The 12,709-nt window shown below is 64.2% G+C and carries 12 protein-coding genes and 1 tRNA gene; 11 read left to right on the plus strand and 2 right to left on the minus strand.

Translation table 11 applies throughout. The annotated features are described in order from the left end of the window. The first annotated feature begins 82 nt into the window (after nt 1–82). Entirely contained in the window at nt 83–637 is a 555-nt protein-coding gene (pagP, locus tag CAP2UW1_RS13585) for a lipid IV(A) palmitoyltransferase PagP (protein ID WP_015767195.1), read from the plus strand. Nucleotides 638–691: 54 nt separating this feature from the next. Here pagP and CAP2UW1_RS13590 read toward each other — a convergent pair whose 3' ends face one another. Continuing rightward, complete coding sequence (locus CAP2UW1_RS13590; RefSeq protein ID WP_015767196.1) at nt 692–2,647, minus strand: dynamin family protein; 1,956 nt, start codon at nt 2,645–2,647, stop codon at nt 692–694. Nucleotides 2,648–2,735: 88 nt separating this feature from the next. Continuing rightward, nucleotides 2,736–3,563 carry a bifunctional DNA-formamidopyrimidine glycosylase/DNA-(apurinic or apyrimidinic site) lyase gene (gene mutM / locus CAP2UW1_RS13595; RefSeq protein ID WP_015767197.1) on the minus strand — a complete coding sequence of 276 codons (828 nt, stop codon included), beginning with the start codon at nt 3,561–3,563 and terminating at the stop codon, nt 2,736–2,738. Between the two features lie 97 nt (nt 3,564–3,660). Here mutM and CAP2UW1_RS13600 point away from each other — a divergent pair, with 97 nt between their 5' ends. The 10 genes from CAP2UW1_RS13600 to CAP2UW1_RS13645 all read left to right on the plus strand — a co-directional run bounded on the left by CAP2UW1_RS13600 (nt 3,661) and on the right by CAP2UW1_RS13645 (nt 12,709). Further along, the gene (locus tag CAP2UW1_RS13600) at nt 3,661–5,421 is read left to right on the plus strand and encodes a tetratricopeptide repeat protein (RefSeq protein ID WP_015767198.1); all 1,761 of its coding nucleotides are present in this window, start codon (nt 3,661–3,663) and stop codon (nt 5,419–5,421) included. Nucleotides 5,422–5,423: 2 nt separating this feature from the next. Then, entirely contained in the window at nt 5,424–6,047 is a 624-nt protein-coding gene (lolB, locus tag CAP2UW1_RS13605; protein WP_015767199.1) for a lipoprotein insertase outer membrane protein LolB, read from the plus strand. Nucleotides 6,048–6,052: 5 nt separating this feature from the next. Then, nucleotides 6,053–6,913: a 4-(cytidine 5'-diphospho)-2-C-methyl-D-erythritol kinase gene (ispE, locus tag CAP2UW1_RS13610; RefSeq protein WP_015767200.1), complete on the plus strand. Its 861-nt coding sequence runs from the start codon at nt 6,053–6,055 to the stop codon at nt 6,911–6,913. A 106-nt stretch (nt 6,914–7,019) separates the two neighbouring features. Beyond that, nucleotides 7,020–7,096, plus strand: a tRNA-Gln gene (locus tag CAP2UW1_RS13615). A gap of 87 nt (nt 7,097–7,183) precedes the next feature. Then, nucleotides 7,184–8,134, plus strand: a complete 951-nt coding sequence (locus CAP2UW1_RS13620) for a ribose-phosphate pyrophosphokinase (RefSeq protein ID WP_015767201.1) — start codon at nt 7,184–7,186, stop codon at nt 8,132–8,134. Between the two features lie 78 nt (nt 8,135–8,212). Continuing rightward, nucleotides 8,213–8,824: a 50S ribosomal protein L25/general stress protein Ctc gene (locus tag CAP2UW1_RS13625; protein ID WP_015767202.1), complete on the plus strand. Its 612-nt coding sequence runs from the start codon at nt 8,213–8,215 to the stop codon at nt 8,822–8,824. Nucleotides 8,825–8,904: 80 nt separating this feature from the next. Then, nucleotides 8,905–9,480, plus strand: a complete 576-nt coding sequence (pth, locus tag CAP2UW1_RS13630; RefSeq protein WP_015767203.1) for an aminoacyl-tRNA hydrolase — start codon at nt 8,905–8,907, stop codon at nt 9,478–9,480. A gap of 10 nt (nt 9,481–9,490) precedes the next feature. Next, complete coding sequence (ychF, locus tag CAP2UW1_RS13635; RefSeq protein ID WP_015767204.1) at nt 9,491–10,582, plus strand: redox-regulated ATPase YchF; 1,092 nt, start codon at nt 9,491–9,493, stop codon at nt 10,580–10,582. A gap of 323 nt (nt 10,583–10,905) precedes the next feature. Continuing rightward, nucleotides 10,906–12,027 (plus strand): Fic family protein, encoded by a 1,122-nt coding sequence (locus CAP2UW1_RS13640; RefSeq protein ID WP_015767205.1) that lies wholly within the window; start codon nt 10,906–10,908, stop codon nt 12,025–12,027. Between the two features lie 307 nt (nt 12,028–12,334). Next, nucleotides 12,335–12,709: a COG4315 family predicted lipoprotein gene (locus tag CAP2UW1_RS13645; protein WP_015767206.1), complete on the plus strand. Its 375-nt coding sequence runs from the start codon at nt 12,335–12,337 to the stop codon at nt 12,707–12,709.

Consider the following 12,709-nt stretch of genomic DNA (forward strand, 5'->3'; position numbering starts at 1 on the left):
GTATGATTGCATCCTTTGCGGGTGTGCCGCCCAGCACCCTGCCGACTCCTCCGCCTTCGCGCGGCCATCGCGGACTTCGCCGATGAGACGCTCACAACACGCCCTGGCTGCACTGCTCGCCGCCTGCCTCGCCAACCCCGTAGCGGCCGCATGCGACGACCCGACGACCTTCACCGGCAGTCTCTGCAAACGGCTGCACGACACCTGGGAACAGGGCCAGGGCGAAGTGCTCCTCCCCTTCTACACCTACCATATGCCATTCGCCTATTCGCAGGCCAAGCTCGACAGCTTCGAGCAGAATACCTGGGGGCTGGGCTATGGGCGCAGCCGCTACGACGACGAAGGCAACTGGCACAGCCTGTACGCCATGGGCTTCCGCGATTCCCACGACAAGTTCGAGCCTATCGTCGGCTACGGATATCAGTGGATGTGGGGAGAGCGCGACGGACTGCACGCGGGCCTGGGCTACACCGTCTTCGTGACGGCCCGCTCCGACATCGCCAACTATTTCCCGTTTCCCGGCATTCTGCCGATCGCCTCGGTCAACTATCGGCGCAGCGCCCTCAGCATGAGCTACGTACCGGGCGGCAACGGCAACGGCAACGTCCTGTTCTTCTGGGCCCGCTTCGGCTTCTGACAGCTTCTGCGCGCGCCACACCCGATCTTGCAGGGAGCGGCGCAGGCCAGCGGCTCACGCCGCGTTGCGCACACCTTCCAGGCTGACGGTCTGCTGGAGGACATCGCGAATGCTCTCCCCGATCCGGTTCAGCGCCTGCATTTGCGACACCAGTTTGTTCTCGACACTGAGCAGCTCGTCGATCCGCTCTTCCAGAGTATCGGTCGCCTGGTGGATCCGCTTGATGCTCTCCAGCCGGCGTTTCAGTTGAATCTGGTGCTCGCGAATCTGGATCTCCATCGGTGCCATGATCGCCTTCAGCCACGATTCGGCATCACGGTTGGCATGCTCGAAGTTCTTTCGTACCTGCACCGCGACCTCCTCGAAAAAGCGCTGCGTAAGCTGGCCCTTTTCGTGGGTCAACAACTGAAACATCGTATTGACGTGCGTGTCGCACCACTGATCGATGCGGTCGATCTCCTTCGAGTAGCGCATCAGGGAAAAACCGATCGGTGAACCCAGCTTGAGGCCATGCTCGACAGCGAACTTCTTGTAGATGGCCTCCATCATCGCCCTGATTTCCGCCACCTCTCCTTCTGACCGGCTGAGGTTGCCGCGAGCGACCTCGAAAAAATGCGCCATTGCCGCCGACAGCGTTTTCGAGAAGGTGGCATGCTGCATCGCATCGCGCGTCTCGGTGGTCAGCAGACGGAGCGAATCAAGCCCGAGGTGAGCAAAGAGGTTGTTGGTCAACTGCGAGAAAACACTGCGCACGGCATAGTAGCGCTGTAGCCCCGATTCGAACTCCTCCTTCTCGACGCGTACCTTGCCCATCATGTACTCGACGACACCCTTGTTCTTGCCGCGCAGTTCCGTGAGCTCGGTCACCTGTTCGCGCAGGCTGGCGAGGCGCGACTCAAGCAGGCTGCGCGTGCGCAGATAGCAATCGGAGAACTCGCTGTCGGTGTTGTCGCGAACGATCTCCTGCTTCGCGGGAATCAGTTCCTCGGAAAGAGCATGTTCAAGCTCGCCCAGACAACTCCGCCTGAGCAAGTCGGCGTCATCGTTGATCTTGGCAACCAGTGCCTTCTGGGCCGAGACAGGAAAGATCTGGGCGGCAGGCAGATCGAGCGTCCACGCGCAAGTGTCGACCTGCCTGGCGATCTCCGCCGCGACTTCTGCCGGCGACTTGAGTTCGTCCCAGAGGCTGTCGATCTTGTTCAGGACGACGATACGGCCCTTCTTGCGTCCACCCGGCGCTCCGATGTGTTCTTGCCAGACGGTCAGATCGGATTGCGTGACGCCCGTATCGGCGGCCAGGATGAACAGCACAGCGTGCGCATTGGGCAGCAGCGACAGGGTCAGCTCCGGCTCGGTGCCGATCGCGTTGAGGCCGGGTGTGTCGAGGATCACCAACCCCTGCTCGAGCAGAGGATGCGGGAAATTGATGATCGCATGACGCCAGCGCGGAACCTCGAGCGTTCCGTCCTCGTCGACGCGAAACGCCACGGCATCGCCCTCGCCAACCGCAAAACCGAGTTTCTTGGCCGTTTCGAGATCGACACGACGAACGTCGCTGACATGGCGAAGCGCGTCCTGCATCGCTTCGGCGGAGGCGGTGTCGAGCGGGATGATTTCCCACTCGTCCGGAAAACGCTTGTATTCGCTGATGCTGGCGTTGGCCTCGCGGGTCTCGATCGGCAGCAGTTCGATCGACGGCGCCCGCGTGCGGTCGAACATCAGCTCGGTCGGGCACATGGTCGTGCGGCCCGCCGTGGAAGGCAGCACGCGGTTGCCGTAATTGGCGAAGAACAGGGCGTTGATCAACTCCGACTTGCCGCGCGAGAACTCGGCGACAAAGGCAACGTGCAGGCGATCTTCGCGCAGCTTCTCGAGCAACTCGGCGATGCGCCGGTCGGTCTGGGCGTCGGCAAGTTCGTTCTCGACCAGCCAGCCTGCGAATTTTTCCAGCACTCCGGAAAGCTCGACACGCCATTCACTGTAGGCGGCAAAATGTTGGGCAAGCGTCATGGCATGTTCCAGCGCAAGGTACAGGCTTTACTCTACCACAAAGTCCAGACCAATCAGCGACATGGGATTTCTTGCCACGAGCGGCCAATCAGCGCTGGCAACGCGGGCAGTAAAAAGTCGAGCGACCCGACTGGCGAATCGTGCGCACCTCCCCGGCGCAGGCCGGACACGGCTGGCCGGCGCGGTCGTAAACGGCGCAGGAAAGCTGGAAGCAGCCAGCTCCGCCATCGCTGTGCACGTAGTCCCGTACGCTACTGCCGCCGGCAGCGATCGCCGCTTCGAGCGTGGCGCGGATCGCCGTAACCAGCCGCCGATAGCGCGCCAGACTGATGCGATCGGCGGTCCGCAGCGGCGAGATTCCAGCGCGGAACAGACTCTCGGCGGCGTAGATGTTGCCGACGCCCACCAGGAAATGGCTATCCATCAGCAAGGGTTTGATCGCTACACGGCGTCGCCGCGTCGCCGCGTACAACCAATCGCCGCTGAATCCTTCGGAGAGGGGTTCGACGCCGAGAGCAGCGAGCAGCGGATGACTCTCGACATCGCCACCCGCGTGCCACAGCACGGCCCCGAAACGACGGGGATCCCGGAGGCGCAGAACGCTTTGGCCGAAGACCAGGTCAACGTGATCATGCTTGCGCGGTGGAGTCTCCGGCGGCACCAGGCGCAGGCTGCCCGACATGCCGAGGTGGAGAATGATCCAGCCGCCCCGCGCGCTGCTTTCGCAGTCCAGCAGCAGATACTTGCCGCGTCGGAGGATGCCGTCAAGGCGCAGGCCGGTGAGCCGCGACGCGAGATCGGGAGGAATCTCGTGACGCAGGCGCGGAGTGCGCACAACCGCCCCGAGAATACGCTGTCCCCGCAATAGGGGAAGCAATCCCTGGCGACTGACTTCAACTTCGGGGAGTTCTGGCATTGCTGCTACCGAGAAAAGTCCATAACATGCGCAACAGGAATTATGACGCAATCCGCCCCGTCAATTCCCGCGACTGTTTGCGGCAGGCAAGGAAACCATGAAACCGATCAAGAACACTCTCGTCTGCGCCATGCTCGCGCTCGCCTTCGGCATCCCGGCGCAGGCCGCAGGCGACATGGCCGGTGCCAGCAAACGCGCACGACCCACGATCCGCGAAGTGCCGGCCGGCCTTCCCGAGGCAACGGATCCGCGAGCCACCGACAGGAAGCCCGGGGAACTGACCGGCCAAGTGGTATACCAGGTGTTGCTTGCCGAAGTGGCCCTGCAGCGCGGCAAGAACGAGTTCGCCAGCCAGGCCTACGCCGACCTGGCCGTGCGAACGCGCGACCCGGCGGTGATTGCGCGCGCCATCGAGGTGGCCAGCTATGCGCGCCGTTTTGAAGTGGTGCAGGAACTCGCACGCCTGTGGATACAGGTGGAACCCGAGTCCAAGCGCGCGCAGCAGGTACTGGTCGGGGTGATGATCATGAGCAATCAGCTCGAGGGTCTGGCTCCGGAATTGATCCGCCTCCTGGATGCGGACAAGGCGTCATTGCCAGCCAATCTGCTCGGTCTCAACCGGATGTTTGCGCGCACCCCGGATCGCCAGGCGGTCTTGCAACTTGTCAGCAAGGTCTGCACGCCTTATTTCGGCCTCGCCGAAGCGCATTACGCCGTCGCCGTGGCCGCCAGTTCGGCAGGCGAGAATGAAAGGGCGCTCGGCGAAGTCCGCAAGGCTCTCGAGCTGCGCCCTGACTGGGAAACGGCCGCCCTGCTGGAAGCCCAGATCTTGGCCAGCAAGTCAAGCGCCGCGGCTATAGCCTCCTTGCAAGGCTTTGTCGAACGCTACCCCAAGGCGCGCGAGGTCCAGCTTCATCTGGCGCGGGCGCTGGTCGGCGAGAAACGCTATGCGGAGGCAAAGCGCCAGTTCGAGTTGTTGCTGCAGGCCTACCCGAACAATCCAGACGTCGTCTATCCGGTTGCCCTCCTCGCCCTCCAGGAGAATGATCAAGCGCTCGCCGAGGCGCAGCTCAAGCATCTGGTGACTCTCGAAATCCCGGACAAGAGCGCCCCGTACTTCTACCTTGGACAGCTTGCCGACGAAAACAAGCGCCCGCAGGAAGCCCTTGACTACTATCGGCAGGTTGGCGCCGGCGAGCACTACCTTCCGGCGCAACTGCGCAGTGCCGGCATCCTCGCCAAGCAAGGCAAGCTCGATGAGGCGCGCGCCGAACTGCGCGCCGCAGCCGAGAGAAGCCCTAAGCAACGCGTCCAGTTCACAATCGCCGAAGCTGCCCTGTTGCGTGATGCCAAGCAGACCGAGGCCGCCCTCGACTTGCTGGAACAGGCGTTGCTCGCGGAACCGGGACAGCCCGACCTGCTCTACGAGTCGGCCCTGCTCGCCGAGAAGCTCGGCCGGCTGGAGGTCATGGAAAGCCGCCTGCGCAAGCTGATAGAGATCCAGCCGGAGGGCGCACAAGCCTACAATGCCCTCGGTTACTCGTACGCCGATCGCAAGCTGCGCCTGCCGGAAGCGCAGCAGCTGATCGAGAAGGCGCTCCAGCTCGCCCCCAATGATCCTTTCATTCTCGACAGCATGGGCTGGGTGCTCTATCGCCAAGGTGATCTCGACAGTGCCCTGGCACACCTCCAGCGCGCCTACGCCCTGCGCCGCGACCCGGAAATCGCGGCGCACCTGGGCGAAGTGCTGTGGATGCTCGGCCGCAAGAACGAGGCGCAAGCCATCCTGCGCGAGGCACAGAAGAAGGATCCTGCGCACGAGGTTCTCGGCGAGGCCGTCAAGAAGTTCTCGCCCTGACCTTGAAGCGTCGCGACGGCGGCTCGACCGGCGCCTCCACAGCAGGCTACCGACAGCTGCTCCTTTTCCTCTTCGGCCTGCTCGCATTGAGTGCCTGTACGGCCATCGGGCCACCGACCGGTGCGCGGCTACCGATTGACCGTGACAGCCTGCAGGACTTCGCGTTGGTGGGCCGCTTTTCCGTGCGCCACGAGGGGAAGGCCTACGTCGGTGGAATCCACTGGCGACATGTGGGCGATCGCGATGAGCTCGTGCTCTCTTCGCCGCTCGGGCAGGCGCTGGCGGAGATCGTCAGCGACGCCAGCGGGGCATTCCTGACCGCCGGCGAGGGCCGATCGCAGAGCGCTGCGACTGTCGACAGCCTGCTGCACGCGGTGCTGGGTTATCCCCTTCCCCTGGACAGGCTCGTCGACTGGCTGCGCGGCCGTCACGCGAACGCCGGCACGCTGACCACGGACCCGCAGGGACGCCCGCTGCACTTGCGCCAGGAGGACTGGCGCATCGACTACGCCTACGACGGCGACGATCCGCAAGCGCTCCCCGACCGGCTCTTCGTCGAGCGGGAAGGAAGCGTTCAACTGCGCCTGCGAATCGACGAATGGCAGGCACTGCCGCCAGCGGACTGAATCACATGCCGACACCTGAAGAGACATGGAACTGGCAGAGCGCATACCCGGCGCCGGCCAAGCTCAACCTTTTTCTCCACGTCGTCGGCCGACGCGCGGATGGCTACCACCTGCTGCAGACCGTCTTTCGCTTTCTTGGGCATGGCGACAGCCTGCGCTTCGCGCCACGTGCCGACGGCGCGGTACACCTGGCGACGCCACTGCCCGGGGTGCCGCCGGAAAACGACCTGACGGTGCGTGCCGCGCGCCTGCTGCAGGCGGCAACCGGTTGCCGGGCCGGCGTCGAAATCAGCATCGACAAGCGTCTGCCGCTCGGTGGCGGCCTGGGTGGCGGAAGCTCGGATGCCGCGACGGTCTTGCTGGCCCTCAACCACCTCTGGCAGCTTGCTCTGCCGCGCCGCCGGCTGCAGGAAATCGGCCTGCAGCTTGGCGCCGACGTGCCGGTATTCGTCTTCGGCCGCAACGCCTTTGCCGAAGGCATCGGCGAGACGCTGCGACCGGTCGAGTTGCCGCCGAGCTGGTACGTGGTCCTCGAACCGCCGGTGCAGGTGCCGACGGCAGCGATTTTCGGCAGCCCCGAACTCAAGCGCGATTCACGGCCGATTGCCGTCGATGCCTGGCGTCCGGCCTTCGGCACCAATGACCTCGAAGCCGTGGCATGCGCTCGCTTTCCGGTGATTGCCGAACACCTGGCCTGGCTGGCGACGTGGGCGCCGGCGCGCATGAGCGGTTCCGGCGCCTGCGTCTTCGCCGAGTTCGCCACGCTCGACATGGCCGCGACCACACTGGCGCAACTGCCCGCGACGATGCGTGGCTGGCTCGCGCCGGGTCTCGACCATCACCCCCTGCGGGCGCTGGCCGACTGAACCTTCGACCACCTGCGCCAGATTTCTCGTCCGCGAGCTTCCTTTTCCCGAGGAATTCCCGGTATAATGCGCGCCTCGTTCGCCACCCAGGCGAATTAGCGACCGCTGGGGAGTCGCCAAGTTGGTTAAGGCACCGGATTTTGATTCCGGCATTCGAAGGTTCGAATCCTTCTTCCCCAGCCATTCCATCTCCGTCAAAGCGGGCAGGCGGCCTGACCTGCCCGTCTTGCTTTATGGGCGCCGCATTCCGGGCGCCGAGGGAAGCACACCATGGCCTATGACAGCCTGATGGTATTCACCGGCAACGCCAATCCCGCCCTGGCTGCCGACGTAGTGAAGCGTCTCAACATCTCGCTTGGCCGCGCCAATGTCGGCCGTTTTTCCGACGGCGAGATCAGCGTCGAGATCCAGGAGCACGTGCGCGGGATGGACGTCTTCATCCTGCAATCGACCTGTGCTCCGACCAACGAGAACCTGATGGAGTTGCTGGTCATGGCCGACGCGCTCAAGCGCGCCTCGGCCGCCCGCATCACGGCCGCCATCCCCTACTTCGGCTACGCCCGCCAGGACCGTCGCGTGCGCTCGGCGCGCGTACCGATCGCTGCCAAGCTGGTCGCCGACCTGCTGACCGCAGCCGGCGTCCACCGCGTCTTGACGATGGACCTGCACACCGAGCAGATTCAGGGCTTCTTCAACATCCCGGTCGACAACATCTATTCGCTGCCGATCATGCTCGGCGACGTGTGGAAGAAGGACTTCGAGCAGTTGATGGTCGTTTCCCCGGACGTCGGCGGCGTCGTCCGCGCGCGTGCCCTCGCCAAGCGGCTCGAATGTGATCTGGCGATCATCGACAAGCGCCGTCCCAAGGCCAACGTGTCGGAGGTGATGAACATCATCGGCGAGGTCGAGGGGCGCACCTGCGTGATCATGGACGACCTGGTCGACACCGCCGGAACCCTCTGCAAGGCGGCCACCGCGCTCAAGGAACACGGCGCCAGGCAGGTACTCGCCTACTGCGTCCACCCCGTACTCTCGGGCCGTGCCGTCGAGCGGATCAATGCTTCCGATCTCGACGAACTGGTCGTCACCGACACCATTCCGCTGCGCGACGATGCCGTGGCTTCTCCGCGCATCCGACAGCTTTCCGTCGCCGAGGTGATGGCCGAAACCATTCGCCGGATCAGCAACGAGGATTCGGTTTCCTCTTTGTTCATCGAATAAGACACTGCGTCTTGCCGATGGATTTCCCAACCCCCCGCCTGGTCGCGGGCGGGGATTGCCTCAACCCAGGAGTTGTCCATGACTTTTGAACTTCACGCGCGCAAGCGCACCTTGCAGGGGTCCGGAGCGAGCCGCCGCCTGCGTCGCGAAAAGCGGGTCCCGGCCATCGTTTACGGCGGGTCGGCCGCGCCGCTGTTGATCGACCTCGATCACAACGAAATTCTGCTCAATCTACGCAAGGAAGCTTTCCACGCCTCCGTGCTGACGCTCAATGTCGACGGTGCCACGCAAAGCGTCGTCCTGCGTGACTCGCAAAGGCACCCGTGGAAACCGCTGGTGCTGCACTGTGACTTCCAGCGCGTCGACACCACGCACGCCATCCACCAGCGCGTACCGCTGCACTTCGTCAACGCCGACATTGCGCCGGGCGTCAAGATCGGTGGTGGCAATGTCGCGCACATCCTCAACGATATCGAAGTGACCTGCCTGCCGCAGGACCTGCCGGCCTACATCGAAGTCGACCTGAAGAACCTCGAGTCGGGTCATGCGCTGCATGTCTCGGAACTTGTCTTCCCGGCCGGCGTGAAGCCGGTGACGCATGGTGACGAGGACCCGGTGGTGGCGTCCATCCCGGCCCGCAAGGGCGGTGCCGAGACCGACGCCGCCGAGGGCGAAGCGGCCGCCACCTAGGTCCGCGGCTCCCAGGCCAGGCCGCCGTCCGGCACCCGGTGCCCACGGCGGCCTGTTTTTGTCCCCACCCCAATGATCCCATGTCACCCCCTCGCCTGATCGTCGGCCTCGGTAACCCCGGCGGCGAATACGAAGACAACCGCCACAACGTCGGCTTCTGGTTCATCGACCAACTGGCGCAGCGTCTGCGCGCGCCGCTCGCGCCACAGGGCAAGTTCCTTGGCCGCGTCGCCCGTGTCGGCGAACTGTGGCTGCTGCAGCCGATGACCTACATGAATCTGTCGGGCCAGGCCGTCGCCGCGCTTGCCCGTTTCTACAAGATCGGCGCCGACGAGACGCTGGTGGTGCACGACGACCTCGACCTGCCGCCCGGAACCACCCGCCTCAAGCTGGGCGGCGGCAACGGCGGCCACAACGGCCTCAAGGACATCCAGGCACGCCTGGCGACGCCCGACTTCTGGCGGCTGCGCCTGGGCATCGGCCATCCCGGCGAGCGCGACGCGGTCGTCGGCTATGTCCTCAAGGCACCGCGGCGGGAAGAGCAGGAACTCATCGACCGCGCCATCGATCGCTGTCTGCTCGCCTGGCCGGACCTCGCCGCCGGCGACTACGCCGCCGCGCAGCGGCTGCTGCACGTCAAGCGCGTTTCACCATAGGAACCCGAACATGAGTCTCCAGTGCGGTATCGTCGGCCTGCCCAACGTCGGCAAGTCCACCCTCTTCAATGCCCTGACCAAGGCGGGAATCGCCGCCGAGAACTACCCTTTCTGTACCATCGAGCCGAACGTCGGCATCGTCGAAGTGCCCGATCCCCGCCTCGCGCAGCTCGCCGCCATCGTCAAGCCGCAACGCGTGCAACCGGCGATCGTCGAGTTCGTCGATATCGCCGGGCTGGTGGCCGGCGCCTCGAAGGGAGAAGGTCTCGGCAACAAGTTTCTCGCCAACATTCGTGAAACCGACGCCATCGTCAGCGTCGTCCGCTGCTTCGAGGACGCCAACGTCGTCCATGTCTCGGGCCGCGTCGACCCGCTGTCCGACATCGAAACGATCATGACCGAGCTGGCCCTCGCCGACCTCGCCGCCGTCGAACGCACCCTCAACCGCGACAGCAAGAAGGCCAGGGCCGGCGACAAGGACGCGCAGAAGCTCGTCGGCGTTCTCGAGCGCCTGCTGCCACATCTCAACGAAGGCCTTCCCGCGCGCACGCTGGCGCTGTCCACGGACGAGAAGGCTCTGCTCAAACCGCTGTGCCTGCTGACGATCAAGCCGATGATGTACGTCGGCAACGTTCTCGAGGACGGCTTCGACAACAATCCGCACCTCGACCGCCTGCGCGAACATGCGGCCGCGGAAGGCGCACCGGTCGTCGCCCTCTGCGCGAAGATCGAAGCCGAACTCGCCGATCTCGACGACGAGGACAAGCAAGCCTTCCTCGCCGACCTCGGCCTCGACGAACCCGGGCTCAATCGCCTGGTGCGTGCCGCCTACCAGTTGCTGGGCCTCCAGACCTACTTCACGGCCGGCGTCAAGGAAGTCCGCGCCTGGACCATCCATGTCGGCGACACCGCCCCGCAGGCCGCCGGCGTCATCCATACCGACTTCGAGAGGGGCTTCATCCGCGCGCAGACGATTGCCCTCGCCGACTTCCTCGCCTGCAAGGGCGAACAGGGAGCCAAGGAAGCCGGCAAGATGCGCGCCGAGGGCAAGGACTACGTCGTCAAGGACGGCGATGTGCTGAATTTTCTGTTCAACGTCTGAAGACAGAGGTGAGCTGGATCGTCCGTACATCACCCTGATCGAGAGCACACGCAAGTAACCCGCGATCAGCGCGCTCCATCGTCTGGCCGGCGCACTGGAGCTTTCGCTGGGTGAGTTCTGCCAAAGGGTGGATGATCGCTACCAAACGGGGCTGAAGGCCGTCGGCAGCCCCAGACATCTCGATGACGGTCGCGTTTGATTGCAGGCACGGACACGGCGCCATATCTCGGACAGACCACTCTCGCGGCGAATGCGCTCACATTCACCGCACCAAATACGGCAAATAACTTGCCGGCGCGGCGAATGCGGCCCACAATCACCGCATGAATAGCAGCGATTACCTCTACGCCTGGCAGGCACCTGACTGGCCTCACTGGCGCTACGACCTGTCAGCATTGGCTGAGCCCATGGCCCAGGTCAGCCGCGCCCAAGGGCTGCTGCTGGGTCGGCTCGCCGACGTGGGCTTGGGTCTGCGCGACGAGGCCAGCTTGGCCGCCCTGACCGACGATGTCCTCAAGACCAGCGAGATCGAGGGCGAGCACCTGAATGTGGCCTCCGTGCGCTCGTCCATCGCCCGTCGATTGGGGGTGGACATCGGCTCGCTGGCACCAGTCGACCGGCACGTCGAGGGTGTGGTGGAGATGGTGCTGGACGCCACTATTCGGCACGGGGCGCCACTCACGCCAAACCGTCTCTTCGCTTGGCATGCGGCGCTGTTTCCCACGGGCTACTCTGGCCTCACCAAGATCACCACGGGGGCGTGGCGAAACGATGCCCTTGGCCCCATGCAGGTGGTTTCCGGTCCGATGAATCGCCAGCGGGTGCACTTCGAGGCGCCACCGGCTGATCGCCTGACGACGGAGCTGAGCGTATTCCTGCGCTGGCTGAATGACCCTGCCCCCAGCGATCCGGCACTGATCCGCGCAGGGCTCGGACACCTATGGTTCGTGACTCTGCACCCCTTCGATGATGGGAACGGCCGCATCGCACGTGCTGTGGGTGACCTGCTGCTGGCGCGTACCGACGGCAGCCCTCAGCGCTTCTACAGCCTGTCCGCGCAAATCCAGCGCGAGCGCAAAGCCTATTACGACATCCTGGAGCGCACGCAAAAAGGCTCGATGGATGTGACGGAATGGCTGCGTTGGTTCCTCGACATGCTCAGTCAGGCGCTGGGCCAAGCGCATGGCGTACTGGACGCCGTCCTGTTCAAGGCGCGGTTCTGGCAGGGGCTGCAGGGTGCCACGTTGAATGAACGTCAGGTCAAGGTGCTGAACCGCCTGCTGGATGGCTTTCAAGGCAAGCTCACCACCAGCAAATGGGCGGCGCTGGCCAACTGCTCGTCGGACACCGCGCTGCGAGACATCAACGATCTGGTCGAGCGGGGGATCTTGCAGAGAACCGCGGCCGGTGGGCGCAGCACGAGCTATGATCTGAAGCCTCTTTGATAGGCGTCCCACACCACTTCGAAGGCTGGACGCTGCCGCTTGGGACTGGCACCGTCCACGCCTGAGTCCGTACTCAAGGCGCCGGGCGGATCGGCCAGTTCAACCGCCTGATGTAGTCGCCGTACTCAGCCCGATCTCAAACCAGTACAAATCGGAGCACGGTTTCCGAGTACAGAAAGTAAAGACGTTGAAGATCCATACATTGCCTCTGATCTTCTGGTTCAACGTCTGATCCGGCTCGTGGAATAAACCCGACGGCTCATCCGTATATCCCCTGTAGCACCCTCAACCCTCAACGGAGAACGCCATGAAAATCAGACAAGTTGCCGCTGCTTTTTCCCTGATCGCCCTGACCACCGCGGCCTGGGCCGCCGACGCCCCGGTCAAGGTCGCCGACGGCGTGCTGGTCGGCGCCAACGGCATGACCCTCTACACCTTCGACAAGGATGCAGCGGGTAGTGGCAAGAGCGTCTGCAACGGCCCCTGCGCCACCAACTGGCCACCACTTGCCGCTGCCACCGGCGATACCGCCGGCGGTGACTACAGCATCATCACGCGCGACGACGGCGCCAAGCAGTGGGCAAGCAAGGGCAAGCCGCTCTACTTCTGGTCCAAGGACCAGAAGGTCGGCGACAAGACCGGTGACGGCTTCAACGGCGTCTGGCACGTCGCGAAGCCGTAA

It is taken from the genome of Candidatus Accumulibacter phosphatis, from assembly GCF_000024165.1.
GTDB classification, from domain to species: domain Bacteria; phylum Pseudomonadota; class Gammaproteobacteria; order Burkholderiales; family Rhodocyclaceae; genus Accumulibacter; species Accumulibacter phosphatis.